Raw genomic sequence first — 16995 nt, 5'->3', positions numbered from 1 at the left:
TCCGGGGTGCCGTGGTCGGGCCCACCGGACGGGCCGCCGGACGCGGCTACGCCTGGTCGTCGACCAGGGCGAGCGCCTCGACCTCGATCAGCACCTCGGGCAGGAACAGCGCGGCGACCTGCATCGCCGAACTGGCCGGGAGCGGCGTGTCGCCGAAGTACTGGTTCCGGGCCTCGCGGACGGCAGGCAGGTGCCCGATGTCGGTGAGGAAGTAGGTGAGCTTGACGACGTCCCCGAAGCCGGCCCCGGCGGCGGCCAGGCAGCGGCGCAGGTTCTCGAAGACCTGGAGTGCCTGGGCCTTGGGGTCGCCGGCCCCGACCAGCTGCCGCTGCTCGTCGAAGGCGACCTGGCCGGAGACGACCACCAGGCGGCCGGTCCCGCTGACGACCTGGGTGTAGCCGGTGCCGGGGGCGACCCCGGGTGGCTCGGCGATGTGGGCGAGGTGCCGGGAGACGGGGTGCGGGGAGTCGGAAGTCATGGGCCTCATCGTTGCTGATGGACGATCGGCGCACCACCGGCTTTTCGGCTCCGGCCCGGCCGGGCCCGCGCGGCCCGCGGGGTCAGCCGACCACCGAGGCCGACGCGCGGCAGCACCGCCGTTCCCCCGGCGCGGCCCACCACGCCCTTCCGCCGGGCCGGTGTGCGGATTCCCCACGGGTGGCTCTGGCCGAGCGGAGGGTGGGCATGCCAGAGTCGTCCGGGCGCCGTCCGAGCAGACGCGCCGCCGCAGTCCGACCCACCCTCAGCCGGAAAGCAGGCCCGCACCGATGACCCGCGAAGTGCCCCTCGTCCACGTCAGCACCGCCGACGCCGTCACCACCCTCACCCTCGACTCGCCGCACAACCGGAACGCGCTGTCGACCCGGCTGATGGCCGAGCTCACCGCCGGCCTGGCCGCCGCAGCGGCGGACCCCGAGGTCCGCGCCGTGGTGCTCGGCCACGCCGGCAAGGTGTTCTGCGCGGGCGCGGACCTCTCCGAGGCGACCGGGGCGGACCCGACCGTCGGCCCGCGCGGCCTGGTGGACCTCCAGCGCGCGATCGTCGAGTGCACGAAGCCGGTCATCGCGGTGATCGACGGGCACGTCCGGGCGGGCGGCCTCGGCCTGGTCGGCGCGGCCGACCTCGCCCTGGCCGGTCCGGCCGCCACCTTCGCGTTCACCGAGGTCCGGCTCGGCCTCGCGCCCGCCGTCATCTCGCTGCCGTTGCGCCCCAAGCTGGAGCCGCGCGCCGCCTCGCGCTACTACCTGACCGGCGAGGTCTTCGACGCCGCCGAAGCCGCGCGGATCGGCCTCGTCACGGAGGCGAGCGACTCCGCGGAGTCCACCGCCACCGCGCTCAAGGGCCTGCTGGACGCCCTGCGACTCGGGTCGCCCCAGGGCCTCGCGCAGTCCAAGCGGCTCGCCAACGCCGAGGTCGTGCGCTCCTTCGAGCGGGACGCCGACGAACTGGTCGCGCTCTCCGCCCGGCTCTTCGGATCGGACGAGGCCCAGGAGGGCATGCGCTCCTTCCTGGAGAAGCGCCCGGCGGCCTGGGTGCGCTGAGGGCGGGGTACCGGTCCCGCGTGCTGAGCCGCCGTGGCGCGGGCCGGGCCGTGCCCGGGAGTGGTGGCACGCCCGGGCACGGTGAGTGTGCCCCGGTGGGACGGCCGGCTTCAGCCGACCACGGCCGTCTCGCGCCACAGGTCGAGCAGCGACTCGTCGCCGGTCCGCTCGACCTGCGCGGCCGGCAGCCGGTTCCAGAGCAGCAGGTAGAGGTCGCGGGCCCGGCCGGCCAGGGTGAGGTCGGCCGGTGCGCCGGTGCCGTCCGCCTGCCCGGGCCGGTCGGAGGTGGTGACGGTGAGCGGCTCCGGGCTGATGGTCAGCAGCCAGGAGACCGCGCCGTCGGTGGGCCGGACGAGCACCGTCCGCGGCTTCTCGCTGCGCACCCGGGCCCGGGTACGGCCCATGAACCCCTGCAGCAGCTCGGCGATCCCGTCCAGCGCCAGGTCGGTGGCCGTCTCCGGTCCGGCCGATCCGGCGGCCGCGTCGGCGTCGAAACGGTGCACGGCCGTCTCGTGCGCCTGGCGCCGGGCCCAGAACGCCAGCGGGCTCGGCGCCGGCAGGAAGCTCCAGCAGTCGAGATCGGCCGGCGCCGCGGCGAGTGCCTCGACCAGCGTGGTGTGGCCCGCGCGGAACCAGTCAACCAGCTCGCCGTCCGACGGCTCCGGCCCCCAGGCGGCACGCTCGCCGTCGGCGTTGAGCGGCTGCCGGTGGCCCTCCCGCACGTGGGCGGTGGCCCAGCGGTGCACCTGACCCGTGTGCAGCACGAGGTCGCGCAGGCGCCAGTCGGGGCAGGTCGGGACCGGGGCGCCGGGGTCGGTGCGGGCGGCGGCCTCGGCGAGGAGTGCGCCCTCACGGCGCAGCGCGTCGATGTGCTCGATGATGTCCATGATCGAGGAGTCTGGCAGTTCGAGCGGTGATCGGTCGCGGTGATCGGACGGGCGGACGGGCGGTCGGACGGATGGGTGGCCGGTCGGCGAGCTCCGGCAGGTGCCCGGACGGCGAGGCCGGGCGGGGACCCGCGCTCGGTGGCCACGGGCGCCGGCCGCGGCACGGATGTGATGTTGGCCGCCTCCCGGCCGGCGGTGGTGCGGTGCCCGGTAGCGTGGCCGCATGTCGATCACGCGTTCCCTGTACTGCGCCGTCCGGACCGGCGGCCGCCGAGCCGCCGGCCGCCTCGTCCACCGGGGCTGGCAGTGGGTGCAGCGGGCCGGTGCGGTCTCCAGCGAGAACCCCGGTCCGTACCGGTTCGGTGAGCTGGGCGCCGGGACGAAGCTGACGTTCCCGCTCGGTGCGGTCTTCAACGAGCAGTGGATCACCGTCGGCCCGTTCTCGATCATCGGTGAGCGCGTCACCATCAGCGCGGGCTTCCTGCCCGGCCTCGACCTCGGGCCCGAGCCGATCGTGCGGATCGGCGGCGGTTGTGTGATCGGCCGGGACAGTCACATCGTCGGCCACCAGTCCATCGTGCTCGGCGACGACGTGTGGACCGGCCCCGGCGTCTACATATCCGACCAGGCCCACGAGTACCGCGCCACCGACCTGCCGATCGGCAAGCAGTGGCCGCGCAACGAGCCGGTGGAGATCGGCGCGGGCAGCTGGATCGGCACCGGCGCGGTGATCCTCCCCGGTGCCAGGCTGGGCCGCAACGTGGTGGTCGCGGCCGGCTCGGTGGTGCGCGGCGAGGTGCCCGACCACAGCGTGGTCGCGGGCGCCCCGGCGAAGATCGTCCGCCGTTGGACGCAGGAGGACGGCTGGCAGCCGCCGTTCCGCAACGACCCGCCGAGCCCGCTCCCCGACGGCGTCACCGCCGAGCAGCTCCGCGCGCTCGCCGGCTGGGACCTCCGCCTCCCGGGCGAGTCGGGGGCCCGGGAGGCCTGAGGGGCCCTACGCCGGTTCCGGGGCGGGGCCGGCGTCGCGGGCGGCGATGGCGGCCGTGATGCGCAGGAGGTCGGCCGGACGGGTCGGATCGAGGCCGGTGAGGACGGCGATCCGACGCAGCCGGTAGTCGACGGTGTTGGGGTGGAGGTGGAGCGCACGGGCCGTGTGGCGGCGGTTGAGGCCGCCGGCGAGGTGGGTGCGGAGGGTGACGAGCAGTTCGCCGCCGTCCTCCAGCGGCTCGATCAGTGAGGCGAGCCGGGATCTGGCCTCGCTGGGCCGGCTGAGCTGGTACTCCAGCAGCACGTCGTCGAGGCGGTGCAGCCCCGGTGGTCGGCCGAAGGCCTCGGCGACCTCCAGGACCTCCCGCGCGAGCACGGCCGCACCCGGCACGGCGGCCGGCGCGGCTGCCGCCGCGCCGGCCTGGACGGCGGCGCCCGCGGCGCGTGCCGCCCGGTGGACGGTGTCCGCGAGGAGCCGCCAGGCGGCGGCGGGGACGGCGTCCGGCCGGCAGTCCAGCGGGACGAGCGCCACGCCGCCGGAGGGCGAGAGGTCGGTGAGGACCGACTGCCGTGTGCGGTGGTCGAGTTCGGCCCGCAGCCGGCGGAGCTTGCGCCGGCCGGCCACCGAGGCGTCGACGTCGGGAGCCCGTTCGTCGGGGTGGGCGGCGACGGCCAGGCGGAGGACGGCGTAGGCGGGCGGCAGCCGGCCCCCGGCGCGGTGGGCCGCGTCCTCGGCGGGGGCGCCGTCCAGCAGGGCGGCGAGGAGGGCCCGCCGGGCGGGGCCACGGTCGTGGTCCGGGAGCCGCCGTTCGTCGAAGTAGCCGGCCCCGGCCGCGGCGGTGGCCTGGCGGAGCTGGTGGAGCAGCAGGCGGTTGAGGACGAGCAGGTCGGCGGCGTCCCCGTCGCCGGCCTGCCGGGTGACCAGCTCCCAGCAGACCTCCATCCCGAGGTGGTGGGCGAGCAGCACGGCGTCCAGCGGCAGTCCTTCCTCCGCCCGGCGGGCCGCGGCCTCCCGCACGGCGGCGAACTCGGCCTCGGGGGCGGGCAGTCCGGTGCGGACGGCCTGGGCGAGGGCCCGGATCCGGCGCTCGGTGACCTGGGCCAGCTCACCGGCGATCTGTTCGCGGGGCAGTCGGCGGTACGTCGGCACGCGCTCCAGCAGGGCCGCGATGACCGTCTCGACCAACTCGGGTACGGCGCCGAGCAGTCGCTGGTCGGCGGGTACGCCGCCGATCACCGGGATCCGCCAACCGGGGGCGCGAACGGGTGAATTGTGACCGGTCACAGAGAACACCGTCCAGGTCTGGGGGACGCCCAAGGGCCGGGTCGGAGGGGCGACCGCATGATGGAGGCACTCGGGTTACCTGTTGGTAACAAACTTCCGCTGTGGAGGCAACAGTTGGGAACCCCACTTCTCCGCTTCTCCGCAAGACCGGTGCGGCGCAGGCTGATCGGCGCACTCGGCTCGGCCCTGCTGGCCGGAGCGCTGCTCGCCGGCGGACCGGCGGCCGGTGCCGCCGCAGCTGCCGACGGGGCGGACACGACCCCCACCGCGTCCGCCCCGTCGGCTCAACTCCCTCCGGACGGTGACTCGGTGGCCTCGCCGCCGGGCGCCAACGACTGGAACTGCCGGCCCTCCGCCGCGCACCCCAACCCGGTGGTCCTGGTGCACGGCACCTTCGCCAACCGGTACGAGAACTGGCTCGCCCTCTCGCCGCTGCTGAAGAGCCGGGGCTACTGCGTCTTCGCCCTGGACTACGGCATGGTCCCGGGGATCACCTCATCCGGCAGCGGCCTGCTGCTGCCGATCGGGGGCCTCGGCCCGATCGACGAGTCGGCGGCCCAACTCGGCCGCTTCGTCGACCTGGTGCGTGCGGCGACGGGCGCCGCCAAGGTCGACCTGGTCGGTCACTCGCAGGGCGGCATGCTGCCCAACTACTACGTGAAGTTCCTCGGCGGCGCGGCCAAGGTGGACAAGCTGATCGGCCTGGCCCCGTCCAACCACGGCACCACGCTGGACGGCATCGCCAACCTGGCGCCGTACTTCCCGAGGGTCGCCGAGCTGATCTACACGGCGTGCAAGGCGTGCCGGGACCAGGTGGTGGACTCGGCGTTCAACCGGAAGATGGCCTCGGTCCCGGACACCGTGCCGGGCGTCCGCTACACGGTGATCTCCACCGTGTACGACGAGGTGGTCACGCCGTACCGCAGCCAGTTCCTCGGCGGCCCGAACGTGGACAACGTCGTCCTCCAGGAGCGCTGCCCGATCTCGCTCGCCGAGCACGTGGCGATCGCCTTCTCGCCGACCGCGCTGCACCTGGTCGCCAACGCGCTCGACCCGGCGCACGCGACCCCGGTGCTCTGCGGCTGATCCGCGGGGGCGTCGCACACCAGCTGCACAGGAAGTCGGCCCGGCAGACTTCCTGTGCAGCTGCGTTCGGGGCGGGAGCCCCGCGGGTCAGTGGGCGGTGCGGAAGACGACGACGGCGGTGACGCCGTCGGGCCGCAGCTCGAACGTGCCGGGGCCGTCGAGAAGCGCGGCGTCGAAGCGGGTGAGGGCGGTGCTGCTCCCACTGTCCCCGCTGCCGCGCCCCCCGCTGGCGGTGGCGTCGGCCGCGGTGAGGACGGCCGCACCGGAGAGACAGACCAGCAGGGCGGTGGCGTCGGCCGGGACGTCGACGAGGCGGGGAGCGGTGGCCAGGCCGAGGTCGGCGGTGGTGCGCTCGCGCCGGGTCATCACGTTGAAGTCGACCACCGGCCCGCCGAGCAGGCGGCAGTCGGTGGCCGCGTCACCGGAGAAGGCGAAGGGCCGGAAGGGTGCGTCGACGAGGTGCTCGATGCCGTCGACGGTCAGGGCCATGCCCGCGCCGTCGACGAGCGTGATCACCCGGTCGATGCCGGTGAACTCCGAGAACGGCCCGGCGGAGGCCACGTCCGCGAGGCTGACCCGCCAGTCGAAGGCGGCCGCCCCGGCCCCGGCCGGGAACCCCGCGACCTCCCGGGTCACCCCGCCCCCGTTGAGCCACGCGGTCGCCGGCCGGTCGGCCGCCCGAAGTACCTGGATCCGTTCGGAGCTCGTCATGGCGCGATCCTCGCACGCCGGGCCGCGGTGGCGGGCCGCAGGTCGGGCCGCGGGGTGGTGCGGTGGGCGTCGGGGTCGTCGGGCGGCGGCATCGGCGTGGGCGCCCCGACCCGGGTACCGGTCGGGCAGGTCAGCGGCTCCGGGCGGCCAGGGGGACGAGCGCGGCGACGGTGGCCGCGGCGGCCACGGTGGTCAGGGCGAGCGGGAGGCCGGCGGCATCGGCGAGGAAGCCGATGACCGGCGGGCCGATCAGCATGCCGCCGTAGCCGAGGGTGGAGGCCAGGGCGACGCCTTGCGGGCCGCCGGCGGCGCCGGCCCCTGCGATGGCGAGCGGGAAGATGTTGGCCAGCCCGAGCCCGACCAGCACGAACCCGGCCAGCGCGAACGGCACCGACGGCGCCAGGGCGGCGAGCAGCATGCCGGCCGCCGCGGTGAGGCCGCCGAGGAGCATCACCCGGGTCTGGCCGAGCCTGATGGAGAGCCAGGTGCCGCCGAGCCGGCCGCTGGTCATCGCGAAGGCGTAGGCGGCGTACCCGGCCGCCGCCGTGCCGGCGCTCGCGTGGACGTCGTCGGTGAGGTGCAGGGTGGTCCAGTCGGCGATCGCGCCCTCGCCGTACGCGGTGCAGAACGCGGTGAGGCCGAGCAGCAGGACGAGCAGTCGCGCGTGCGGGAGGCGGGCCGCCTTCGCCCCGCCGGCGCCGGGGGTGCGGGTGGGGGCGGCCGGCGCCGCCTCCGGGCTGGCGAGCAGGACGGTGCCCGCGGCGGCGGTGACGGCCGCGCCCAGCAGTCCGCTGAGCGCGAGCGCCCAGGAGGCGCTGAGGGTGCCGGCCAGCAGGCCGCCGATGCCCGCACCGAGCAGGCCGCCGAGGCTGTAACCGGCGTGGAAGCTCGGCATCACCGGGCGCCGCAGCCGGGCCACCAGATCGACCGCGGCGCTGTTCATGGCGACGTTCGCCCCGCCGTACCCGGCGCCGAAGAGCAGCAGGACCGCGCCGAGTGCCGCCACCGAGTGGGTGTGCGCGGGCAGTGGCACGGCCAGGCTGAGCAGGGCGAGCGAGGCGACGGTGACCGGCCGCGATCCGTACCGCAGGCAGAGCCGCCCGACCAGGGGCATGGTGGCGACGGCGCCGGCCGAGACGCAGAGCAGGGCGAGCCCGAGGCCGCTGTGCGAGGCGCTCACCTGGCTCCGGACGTCAGGGATGCGGACCACCCAGGCGGCGAAGAGGAAGCCGTCGACGGCGAAGAAGGCGGTGAGGGCGAGCCGGGCCGCACTCCACGGATTGTCGGGTGCGGCGGGTGTGCTGCGAGACTGGGAGGAGGGTCGGTTGACGGGGTCATGGACACGGATTTTGTTTCGGAGCGGCACAAAGTAACAATAGGAGCGTGCAGCCCACTCCTTCAAGTCCGCAGCCGTCAGGTCCGAGGCCGTCGAACGCGCAGTCGCCGAACCCGGGGCCGTCGGGCGTGCGGCCGTCGGGCCCCCGGCCCGCCTCCGAGGCCGACCGCGACGTGCAGCGCGACGCCCAGCGCAGGGCGGCGCCGGACCGCGGTCGGACGCTGCTCGGCCCCGCGCTCGCGCTCATCCACACCGGCCGGGCTCCGACCCGCTCGGCGCTCACCCGCGCGCTGGACGTCACCCGGGCCACGGCCGGTGCGGTCACCGCGGAGCTGGAGGCGCTCGGCCTGATCACCGTCGACTCGCGCCCGGCCGGCGGCGGCCGGGGCCGCCCGTCGCACCGGCTGGCCGTCGATCCGGAGGGCCCGGTGGTGATCGCCGGCCAGATCCACGTCGACGGGCTGAGCGTCGCCCTCGCCGGGCTCGGCGGTTTGCTCGAACCGCCCGTGCAGCGGCCGCTGCCCGCCGCGACCGACCCGGTCCGGATGCTGCGCGCGGTCGCCCAGGCCGGCGCCGAGCTGGCCCGCGCCTCCGACCGTCGCTGTCTCGGCGCCGCGCTCGCCCTGCCCAACCCGGTCACCGAGCCGGACGGCACCGCCCTGGCCGCGTTGCACTTCGCCTGGCCCAGCGGCACGCCCGTCGCGGACCTGTACGACGTCGAGGTCGGCCGTGCCGACCACGGTCCGCTCGCGCTCGACCCGCTGCCCACCTCCATCGCCAACGACGCCAACCTCGGCGCGCTCGCCGAGTACCGGCACGGCGCCGGGCGCGGTGCCCGCCACCTGCTGCTGGTCACCTCCGGCCACCGCGGCGTCGGCGGTGCGCTGGTGATCGACGGCCGGCTGCACACCGGCAGCGCGGGCCTCGCGCTGGAGGTCGGGCACCTGACCGTCGACCCGCTGGGCCGCCCCTGCCAGTGCGGCAACCGGGGCTGCCTCAACGCGGAGACCGACCCGGACGCGCTGTTCGCCGCCGCCGGGCTCACCCCCGACCCCGGGCGTCCGCTGCTGGACCAGGCCCGCGAGCTCTGCCGCGCCGCCGCCACCGACGAGCGGGCCCGGGCCGCCGTGGAGCACGTGATCGACCGGCTCGGCCTCGGGCTGGCCGGTGTCGCGAACATCCTCAACCCCGACCGGGTCGTGCTCAGCGGCCTCCACCTCGACCTGCTGGAGGCCGCGCCCGAGCGGCTGCGCGCGGTGGTGGCCGAGCGCTGCCTCTGGGGGCGCAGCGGCCGGGTGCCGATCGTGGGGGCGGAGCTGGCGCACAGCGCGCTGGTCGGTGCGGCGGAGCTGGCCTGGCGCCCGTACCTGGCGGATCCGCAGTCGGTGGCCGTCTGACGGGATAAGTGGAACCTGGGGCGCCGGAAAAGGTCACTTATCGTGACACTCGTACACTCGTAGTGAGCAACCGGGGGGTTCGAGCGAGGAGAGTGACGGATGAGCACCCAGCTGAGTGCCGAGCGGACCGACGACGTGGACCGCTCCGACCCCGTGTACCGCAGCTGGCTCAAGGACGCCGTGCGCAGGGTCCAGGCGGACGCCAACCGATCGGCCGACACCCACCTGCTCCGGTTCCCGCTCCCCGCCGAGTGGGGCATCGACCTCTACCTCAAGGACGAGTCGACCCACCCCACCGGCTCGCTCAAGCACCGGCTGGCCCGCTCGCTCTTCCTCTACGGGCTCTGCAACGGCTGGATCCGGCCCGGCAAGCCGGTGATCGAGGCCTCCAGCGGCTCGACCGCCGTCTCCGAGGCCTACTTCGCGCAGCTCATCGGCGTGCCGTTCATCGCGGTCATGGCCAAGTCCACCAGCCAGGCCAAGATCGACCTGATCCAGTTCCACGGCGGCGAGTGCCACCTCGTGGAGCGCTCCGACGAGGTGTACGCGGCCTCGGCCCGGCTCGCCGAGGAGACCGGCGGGCACTACATGGACCAGTTCACCTACGCCGAGCGGGCCACCGACTGGCGGGGCAACAACAACATCGCCGAGTCGGTCTTCGCCCAGCTGCGCCTGGAGCCGCACCCCGAGCCGACCTGGATCGTCGCGACCGCCGGGACGGGCGGCACCTCGGCGACCATCGCCAGGTACGTGCACTACATGCAGTACGACACCCGGATCTGCGTCGCGGACCCGGAGAACTCCTGCTTCTTCGACGGCTGGGTCCGCCACGACCCGGACGCCGTCTGCGACAGCGGTTCGCGGATCGAGGGGATCGGCCGGCCCCGGATGGAGCCGAGCTTCGTGCCCGGGGCGGTCGACCGGATGATGAAGGTCCCGGACGCCGCCTCCATCGCCGCCGTGCGGGTGCTGGAGCAGGTGCTCGGCAAGAAGGCCGGCGCCTCGACCGGGACCGGGCTGTGGAGCGCACTGCGGATCGTCGCCCAGATGCGGGAGGCGGGGGAGCGCGGCAGCGTGGTCACCCTGATCTGCGACCCGGGTGACCGCTACCTCGACAAGTACTACTCGGACGACTGGCTGGCCGGTGAGCGGATCGACATCGCGCCGCACCGGAACCGGCTGGAGTCCTTCCTGGCCGGCGGGGCCTGGACGGGGTGAGGGCGGGTCGGGGTGAGTGGGGCCGCTCGGGGGCGGTCCGGCGGTGACGCCGCTGACCGTGACGGTGGCGTCGGACATGGCACACCCCCGTCGTGGGTGCGGGCGGGCGGCCCGGAGGCTCGGGGTCGCAAGGATTTCCGGCGCCACCGGGAACTGAAGCGAAGTCGGCTCGTTCGGCGCTCCCTGGTCTAGCGCTGCTAGAGTCCCTGTCATGTCAATCCAGGAGCGCCGCGAGCGCGAACGCGCCGAGCGGCATCAGCTGATCATCCGAATCGCCCGCGGACTGGCCGAGACCGAAGGCTGGGAGGCGGTGACGACCCGCCGGCTCGCCGAGCGGATCGAGTACAGCCAGCCCGTGCTGTACAGCCACTTCGCCAACAAGGACGCGATCGTGGCCGCCGTCGCCCTGGAGGGCTTCGCGGAGCTCGCCGAGCAGCTGCGGGACGCCGCGCGGAAGGCGGACGGGCCGGTCGCGGCCTTCACCGCGGTCGCCGGCGCCTACCTCGCCTTCGGGGCCGCCAACCCGGCGCTCTACGACGCCATGTTCACCATGGCCTCCGAGCTGCCGTTCGGCCGCCCGGACTCGCCGGCCGCGCTCAAGGAGGCGTTCGCGGCCCTCGCCGGGCCGATCGCCGAGGTGGCCGGCGGCGAGGACCCGGAGCCCTTCACCGAGGTGGTCTGGTCGGCCCTGCACGGCCTCGCCACCCTGGACCGGGGCGGCCGGCTGCGCCCGGACTTCGCGGAGCGCCGACTGGAACTGCTGGTCGAGCGGATGCTCGGCGGTGCGACCGACGAGGACTGACGAGGACTGACGAGGACCGACGAGGACCGACGGGGGAACAGCACGACCGGGGCTGCCGCCCGCTGGCCGCGCCGCTGAGGAGCAGCTCCCCGTCGGGTCCGACGCGGGCCCGGCCCAGCCGGGTTCCCGGCCGCCCGGCGCCGGGCGGCTCCCCGCGTCGAGGGGTTCCGCTCGTCGGGGGCCTCAGGGGAGGCGGGGTGCCGGCAGGTCGGCCGGTACGAGCAGCTGGAGTTCTTCGGTGGACGGGTCGGCGAGCTGGGCGACGCGCATGGCGTGGCGCTCGACCATCGTCTCGAACACCTGCCGCGCGGTGCGCCCGTTGCCGAAGTTGGGGCCGCGCTCCAGCGTCGCGAAGTGGTCCAGCAGCGCGCCCTCGGTGTCCTCGGACAGCGCGTACTCGTGCTCGGCGCACTGCGCGCGGGCGATCTCCAGCAGCTCGTCCGCGGAGTAGTCGGGGAAGGTGATGGTCCGGGAGAACCGCGACGACACACCCGGGTTGGCCGACAGGAAGCGCTCCATCTCGGCGGTGTAGCCGGCCACGATGACGACCACCTCGTCCCGGTGGTCCTCCATCAGCTTGACCAGCGTGTCGATCGCCTCCCGGCCGAAGTCGCGGGCGCCGTCCTCGGGTGCCAGCGCGTAGGCCTCGTCGATGAACAGCACGCCGCCGCGGGCCCGGTCGAAGGCGCCGGCGGTGCGGATCGCGGTGGAGCCGATGTGCTCGCCGACCAGGTCGACCCGGGCCACCTCGACCAGGTGGCCGCGCTGGAGCACCCCGAGTGAGGCCAGGATCTCGCCGTAGAGCCGGGCCACCGTCGTCTTCCCGGTCCCGGGGGCGCCGGTGAAGACCAGGTGGCGGCGGAGCGAGGGCGCCTTGAGCCCGGCCTGGCGGCGGCGCCGGCCGACCGAGATCAGGTCGATCAGCGTCCGGACCTCCTGCTTCACGGTGGCCAGGCCGACCAGCGCGTCCAGCTCGGCCAGGGCCTCCTCGGCGGGCCGGCAGTCCGGGATCGGGCCGATCGCGGCGGTGCCCACCGCCCCGCCCGCCACCGAGGACGCCAGCGCCGTGGCGGTCGACGGCTGGGCCGCGCCGACCGGCGGGACGCTCCGCGGGGCGGGCACCTCGGGGCTCGCGGCCGGTGCGACGTCGTCGGAGGTACAGCCCTCCACCACCGGGCCCGGTTCGGAGAACTCGAAGCCGGCCCGCCCGTTCTGCTCGGCCCGGCAGCGGGTGAGCACCGTCCGGCAGCCGTCGATGATGTGGAAGCCGAAGCCCTTGCCGTGCGAGACCCGGCAGTCCTCGAAGGTGCCCCGGCCCTGCGCCGAGACGTAGACGCCGGCGTCCGAGCTGGCCCGGACGGTGCAGTCGCGCAGGACGGGGTCGGCACCCTTGGTGACGATGACGCCGGTGGCCACGTCGGAGATCTCGCAGTCGGTGAGCAGGCCGCCGCTGCCGTGGTCGCGGAACCAGAGACCGGTGCCGGCCTCCTGCACCCGGCAGCCGGTGAGCGTCACGCCGGCGCCGCTGCTGACCGAGACGGCCGAGCTGCGGATCCGGCTGAACGAGCAGCCCTCGGCGGTCGCGGAGGAGTCCCGGTCCAGGACGAAGAGCGCGTCCGGCAGGTCGTGCAGCGAGCAGTCGGTGAGGGTGAGCCGGGCGCCGTCGCTGACCCAGAGCGCCGGGTACTCCCCGCTGGAGCCGTGCAGTTCACAGGACTCGGCGACGGCCTCGGTGCCCTGGTCCCAGACGGAGAGCGCGCCGCGGCCGAAGTCCCGCACGGTGCTGTTGGACAGGCTGAGCCGGGCCCGGCCGCGCAGGTCGGCGCCGTTCTCCGGCAGGTCGTGGACCCGGCAGCCGGTCAGGACGAGTTCGGCCTCGCCGTCCAGGGTCAGGCCGTTGCCGGTGACGCGGTGGATCTCGCAGTCGACGAGTCGTCCGCCGGCCTGCGCCTCGGCCTGCACGCCGCTGCCGCGGATCTCGTAGATCTCGCAGCCGGTCAGTTCGGCGGCGCTGCCGGGGTCGGTGAGCAGCACACCGGCGCCGGACGCGTGGTGGACCTTGCAGCGGTCGAGCACGGCGGTGGCGCCGCCGAGGACGGCGATGCCGGCCTGGCCGGCGGCGGCCACCTCGCAGTCCTCGAAGACGGCCGCGGTGTCCTCGCCGCGCAGCCGCAGGCCGAGGCCGGCCGGGTTGGCGACCAGACAGCCGCGCAGGGTGGGCCGTGCGCCGTCGGTGACCTCGACGCCGGTGGCCGAGCGGGTCTCGACCCGGCAGCCGCTGAACGCGGGCCGTGCGTCGGGGCCGGCGACCAGCACGGCCGGGACGGAGCTGTCGCTGCCCTCGATCACCAGGTCGCGGACGATCGCGGCGGCGGTGACGGTCAGCGGCACGCCGCCGGGCGGATCGATCCGGACGGAGCCGGGGCCCTGGGCGGGGACGATCGTGACCGGCTTGTCCAGGACGATGTTCTCCCGGAAGGTGCCGGGGCGGACGGTGACGGTGTCGCCCGGTTCGGCGGCCGCGAGGGCCTCCGCGAGCGTGTCGTACTCGCCGGCGCGGCGCCGCCAGCGGGATGCGCTGTCCTGGGTGACCCGGACCCTGTGCTCAGCCATGACGGTCTGTCGTCCCCACCTTCGTCGAGCCGGCGATCAACGGTCGGTACGCGCGGGGGCGCACCGGCCGTCCGCCCACCGTAGCGCGCCCGCGGGGGTGGTCCGGTCGCCCCGGCGCCGGGTGGGCCGGGGACCGTTTCCGCTTCACCACAAGTTTCAACGAGCGCGCACAGTTCCGGTTCCGGAACGCCCGGCGCGACGCCGGCACCCGGGCCGGCGCAGCGGCGCCCTCCGCCCGGCAGGCGTCAGACGGGAGCGTTCTCCGGCCAGTTCGCCCCGTCCTCCAGCACCTCGACCTCGTCGCCGATCCGCAACGTGCCGAGCGCGTCGCCCTCGACGCCGGCGGGGCGCTCGGGGATCAGGTTCTGCCCGAACGCGGCCTTCTTCAGCAGCCGGTGGTGCTTGGCCAGGGTGCGCAGCGGCTCGGGGCCGCGGCGCTCGCCGGTCTCCTGGTCGGTGGTGGTGACCACGCAGCGGCCGCAGGGCTTGACCACCTCGAAGGTCAACTCGCCGATCCGGATCCGGCGCCAGCCGTCCTCGGCCCAGGCCTCTGCGCCGCCGACCACCACGTTGGGGCGGAACCGCTCCATCGGCAGGGTCTCGTGGCCGTCCGGGTTCGCCTCGGCGATCAGCGTGTTGAGCGCGTCCAGCGAGGCGGTGGTGGTGAGCAGCAGCGGGAACCCGTCGGCCATCGACACGGTGTCGCCGGGCGTGCTGAAGTCCGGGTCGACCGGGCGGGCGCGCGGGTCGTCCAGGTGCACCAGACGGTAGTCGCCCAGGTGTTCCGCGATCCAGAGGTGGGCCTCCTTGGCCGCCTCGGCGGCGTGGAAGCGGGTGCCCCAGACCTCGACCTCGGCCACCGGGTCGCCGGCCGCGACGGCGGGGGCCGGGACCTCTATCCGGGAACCGCCTGGGGCGGTGAGCAGCAGTGTGCCGTCGGCGGCGAGTTCGGCGCGGATCTGGCCGAGGGCGGCGTTCTCGCGCTGGCTGACGAAGCGTCCGGAGGCGTCGGCGAGCATCCACCGGCGGTCTCCGGCGAGGCCCCACGGTTCGACGCGGGCGCTCGCGGGGCTCAGGCGGTACATGGACTTGACGGGGTAGACGTGGAGTCCGGTGAGCAGCATTCCCCCATCCTGCCAGCACCGGAGGGGTGACCGGCACTCCCTGCCGTGCCGACCGCGGCCCCGCCCGGCCCGGTGGGCGGGGCCCGTACGCGCACGGACCGCCCGGACGCCGTGGGGCGGCGGTCCGGGCGGTCCGTGGATGACCCGTTTCTCCGTACGCCCGGCGCGGGGGCGCCGGGTGGTGCTCAGGTGGTGCGGGTTCGGGCCGGGTGGGGCCGGCCCGGAGGTGGCGGTTCGCTCAGTAGCCCTGGCCCTGGGGCTGGTAGGCCTGCTGGAACTGCGGCTCGCCGTAGGGGCCGGGCCGTTGCGGCTGCATCGGGCGCAGCGGTGCGACCGGGGAGACGGCGGGACGCAGCGGGGCGCCGCCGAAGCTCTGGTCGCCGGACGGGCCCGCGAAGCCGGGGCCGCCCGCGCTCGGGCCGCCGACGAAGGACTGCTGACCGCCGAAGCTCTGCGGGCCGCCCTGCGGCTGGCCTCCCGGCTGCTGCGGGCTGCCGAACCCGGCGGGGCCGCCGAGCGGCTGGGCGCCGAAGGACTGCGGGCCGCTCTGGCCGGCGCCGACGAAGGTGTTCTGCCCGCCGAAGCTCTGGCCGCCGCTGGGCTGGTAGGCGCCGCCGCCGGTGGCCTGGGAGAAGCCGGGGGCGGGCGCCTGCGGGCGCTGGCCGGGCACGTACGGCTGGGGGCCGCCGTAGCCGGGGACGGACGGCTGGGGCGCTGCGGCGTACGCCGGCGCGGGCTGCACCGGGACGTAGGCCGTGGCGGGGCCGGCGGAGGGGCCGCTGCTCGGGCCGGGGCCCAGGGCGAGGCGGGCGGGGGGCAGCGCGGGGAGGTTGCTGCCGGGGGTGTCGTACCCGGTGCCGTACCGGTTGTCGTAGGACTGGCCGAGGCCGGATCCGTAACCGGAGGACAGCGCCGGCGGCAGGGCGGCCGGCACGTTGATGGGTGCGATCTGCGGGACACCGCGCTCTGCGACGAGGCTGTCGTAGATGGGCGTGCCGGAGGAGAAGGACGGAGGGGGGTAGCCGACTCCGTCGTAGGAGCGGGGCGAGGTCATGGGGCATACGGTAAGCCCACAATGCGCCTGCTGAGGAGAGTGGGAGGCCGAGCAGTTCGAGTGTTTACACAGTCTTCGCTCGAACAAAAGCTTCGAAAGTGGGAAGAACGGACATACCGGCGTCGACTTCCGGCCAGCCCGGGAGGGGTGTGCGCCCTCGAACGGAGCTCGGGCGGTGTCCGCAAAGACCCCTTCGGTGAAGGCCTGGTGGACGGTTGGGGTACTGCCGAAGAAACTTCTGCAGGCGGGGCGTGCGCTGGCGCATTCGAGCCCCCGCCAGCGGTCCGGCGGGGGCTCGTGAATGTTTCGGGGATATGGTCCGCGTGAGGTCCGGCCGGGCGGCCCGGCCGGACCGTCGGTCCGCGTGCGGAACCCGAGGTCAGCGGCCCGCCGGGCCGTCGGAGGGGGGACGTTCGGCCGGGCCCGGCGTGCCTGAGCGGGGCTCAGCGGGTCGGCAGCGGCCGGGTCGGCGCGGCCTGGGCGGGGAAGCCCGGCCGGCCGGCCACCTCGGAGGTGCAGAAGGAGCAGCGCAGCGCCGCCGCCGGGATCGGGCTGAGGCACTCGGGGCAGTCCGCCTTGGCCGCCGGGGCAGGCTTGGCACCCTCCAGCTTCGCCTGCAGCCTGCCCACCGGGACCACGACGACGAAGTAGATGACCGCGGCCACCAGCACGAAGCTGATCAGGGCGTTGACGAAGACCCCGTACGGGAAGCGGGTGCCGGCGACGTCGAAGGTCTTCTGGGTGAAGTCGCCGACGGCGCCGGTGGCCACGCCGACGAGCGGGGTGAGGAAGGCCGTGACGAACCCGGTGACGACGGCGGTGAAGGCCGCGCCGATGACGATGCCGACGGCCAGGTCGACGACGTTTCCGCGCAGCAGGAAGCTGCGGAATCCCTTGAGCACCGGGTGACTCCAAATCCGTACGGGGGAGGGTGGGACGAGGCCGCGGGCC

At 75.1% G+C, this 16995-nt stretch carries 15 protein-coding genes; 6 read left to right on the top strand and 9 right to left on the bottom strand.

Annotated features, from left to right (window positions below):
* Nucleotides 1-46: 46 nt before the first annotated feature.
* The gene (locus ACF9IK_RS06565) at nt 47-478 is read right to left on the bottom strand and encodes a RidA family protein (protein WP_395293286.1); all 432 of its coding nucleotides are present in this window, start codon (nt 476-478) and stop codon (nt 47-49) included.
* 289 nt (nt 479-767) lie between these two features.
* On the opposite strand from ACF9IK_RS06565, the gene ACF9IK_RS06560 reads away from it, so the two are divergent.
* Nucleotides 768-1541: an enoyl-CoA hydratase family protein gene (locus ACF9IK_RS06560; RefSeq protein WP_395293285.1), complete on the top strand. Its 774-nt coding sequence runs from the start codon at nt 768-770 to the stop codon at nt 1539-1541.
* Between the two features lie 110 nt (nt 1542-1651).
* Here the strand turns inward: ACF9IK_RS06560 and ACF9IK_RS06555 are convergent, their stop codons facing one another.
* The gene (locus ACF9IK_RS06555; protein ID WP_395293284.1) at nt 1652-2428 is read right to left on the bottom strand and encodes a maleylpyruvate isomerase N-terminal domain-containing protein; all 777 of its coding nucleotides are present in this window, start codon (nt 2426-2428) and stop codon (nt 1652-1654) included.
* 223 nt (nt 2429-2651) lie between these two features.
* On the opposite strand from ACF9IK_RS06555, the gene ACF9IK_RS06550 reads away from it, so the two are divergent.
* Complete coding sequence (locus ACF9IK_RS06550) at nt 2652-3419, top strand: acyltransferase (RefSeq protein ID WP_395293283.1); 768 nt, start codon at nt 2652-2654, stop codon at nt 3417-3419.
* Nucleotides 3420-3425: 6 nt separating this feature from the next.
* Here ACF9IK_RS06550 and ACF9IK_RS06545 read toward each other — a convergent pair whose 3' ends face one another.
* Nucleotides 3426-4703, bottom strand: a complete 1278-nt coding sequence (locus ACF9IK_RS06545) for a PucR family transcriptional regulator (RefSeq protein ID WP_395293282.1) — start codon at nt 4701-4703, stop codon at nt 3426-3428.
* Nucleotides 4704-4904: 201 nt separating this feature from the next.
* Between ACF9IK_RS06545 and ACF9IK_RS06540 the strand changes: the two genes are divergently transcribed.
* On the top strand, nt 4905-5789 hold the full coding sequence (locus tag ACF9IK_RS06540) for an esterase/lipase family protein (RefSeq protein WP_395298485.1): 885 nt from the start codon (nt 4905-4907) through the stop codon (nt 5787-5789).
* A gap of 87 nt (nt 5790-5876) precedes the next feature.
* On the opposite strand, the gene ACF9IK_RS06535 is transcribed toward ACF9IK_RS06540, so the two are convergent.
* Entirely contained in the window at nt 5877-6500 is a 624-nt protein-coding gene (locus ACF9IK_RS06535) for a HutD/Ves family protein (RefSeq protein WP_395293281.1), read from the bottom strand.
* A gap of 130 nt (nt 6501-6630) precedes the next feature.
* A complete protein-coding gene (locus ACF9IK_RS06530; RefSeq protein ID WP_395293280.1) occupies nt 6631-7866 on the bottom strand; it encodes an MFS transporter in 1236 nt (411 codons plus the stop codon).
* A 143-nt stretch (nt 7867-8009) separates the two neighbouring features.
* Between ACF9IK_RS06530 and ACF9IK_RS06525 the strand changes: the two genes are divergently transcribed.
* From ACF9IK_RS06525 to ACF9IK_RS06515, 3 genes are all read left to right on the top strand, one after another.
* Nucleotides 8010-9233 carry an ROK family protein gene (locus ACF9IK_RS06525; RefSeq protein ID WP_395298484.1) on the top strand — a complete coding sequence of 408 codons (1224 nt, stop codon included), beginning with the start codon at nt 8010-8012 and terminating at the stop codon, nt 9231-9233.
* Nucleotides 9234-9332: 99 nt separating this feature from the next.
* Entirely contained in the window at nt 9333-10451 is a 1119-nt protein-coding gene (locus tag ACF9IK_RS06520) for a PLP-dependent cysteine synthase family protein (protein WP_395293279.1), read from the top strand.
* A 211-nt stretch (nt 10452-10662) separates the two neighbouring features.
* Complete coding sequence (locus tag ACF9IK_RS06515) at nt 10663-11253, top strand: TetR/AcrR family transcriptional regulator (RefSeq protein ID WP_395293278.1); 591 nt, start codon at nt 10663-10665, stop codon at nt 11251-11253.
* A 183-nt stretch (nt 11254-11436) separates the two neighbouring features.
* On the opposite strand, the gene ACF9IK_RS06510 is transcribed toward ACF9IK_RS06515, so the two are convergent.
* The 4 genes from ACF9IK_RS06510 to mscL all read right to left on the bottom strand — a co-directional run bounded on the left by ACF9IK_RS06510 (nt 11437) and on the right by mscL (nt 16946).
* Nucleotides 11437-13866, bottom strand: a complete 2430-nt coding sequence (locus tag ACF9IK_RS06510; RefSeq protein WP_395293277.1) for a right-handed parallel beta-helix repeat-containing protein — start codon at nt 13864-13866, stop codon at nt 11437-11439.
* Nucleotides 13867-14111: 245 nt separating this feature from the next.
* Entirely contained in the window at nt 14112-14990 is an 879-nt protein-coding gene (locus ACF9IK_RS06505) for an MOSC domain-containing protein (protein ID WP_395293276.1), read from the bottom strand.
* A gap of 238 nt (nt 14991-15228) precedes the next feature.
* Nucleotides 15229-16044, bottom strand: a complete 816-nt coding sequence (locus ACF9IK_RS06500; RefSeq protein ID WP_395293275.1) for a DUF6643 family protein — start codon at nt 16042-16044, stop codon at nt 15229-15231.
* A 443-nt stretch (nt 16045-16487) separates the two neighbouring features.
* A complete protein-coding gene (gene mscL / locus ACF9IK_RS06495; protein ID WP_395293274.1) occupies nt 16488-16946 on the bottom strand; it encodes a large conductance mechanosensitive channel protein MscL in 459 nt (152 codons plus the stop codon).
* Nucleotides 16947-16995 lie beyond the last annotated feature (49 nt).

It is taken from the genome of Kitasatospora hibisci, from assembly GCF_043950205.1.
GTDB lineage: Bacteria > Actinomycetota > Actinomycetes > Streptomycetales > Streptomycetaceae > Kitasatospora > Kitasatospora hibisci.
This window is presented reverse-complemented; position numbering and strand designations above follow the sequence as displayed.

Bases quoted from the DNA above. Each gene is read 5' to 3' on its own strand.
- ACF9IK_RS06510 (WP_395293277.1), bottom strand. From the start codon at position 13,866: ATGGCTGAGCACAGGGTCCGGGTCACCCAGGACAGCGCATCCCGCTGG.
- ACF9IK_RS06535 (WP_395293281.1), bottom strand. From the start codon at position 6,500: ATGACGAGCTCCGAACGGATCCAGGTACTTCGGGCGGCCGACCGGCCG.
- ACF9IK_RS06520 (WP_395293279.1), top strand. From the start codon at position 9,333: ATGAGCACCCAGCTGAGTGCCGAGCGGACCGACGACGTGGACCGCTCC.
- ACF9IK_RS06565 (WP_395293286.1), bottom strand. From the start codon at position 478: ATGACTTCCGACTCCCCGCACCCCGTCTCCCGGCACCTCGCCCACATC.
- ACF9IK_RS06555 (WP_395293284.1), bottom strand. From the start codon at position 2,428: ATGGACATCATCGAGCACATCGACGCGCTGCGCCGTGAGGGCGCACTC.
- ACF9IK_RS06550 (WP_395293283.1), top strand. From the start codon at position 2,652: ATGTCGATCACGCGTTCCCTGTACTGCGCCGTCCGGACCGGCGGCCGC.
- ACF9IK_RS06515 (WP_395293278.1), top strand. From the start codon at position 10,663: ATGTCAATCCAGGAGCGCCGCGAGCGCGAACGCGCCGAGCGGCATCAG.
- ACF9IK_RS06500 (WP_395293275.1), bottom strand. From the start codon at position 16,044: ATGACCTCGCCCCGCTCCTACGACGGAGTCGGCTACCCCCCTCCGTCC.
- ACF9IK_RS06505 (WP_395293276.1), bottom strand. From the start codon at position 14,990: ATGCTGCTCACCGGACTCCACGTCTACCCCGTCAAGTCCATGTACCGC.
- ACF9IK_RS06560 (WP_395293285.1), top strand. From the start codon at position 768: ATGACCCGCGAAGTGCCCCTCGTCCACGTCAGCACCGCCGACGCCGTC.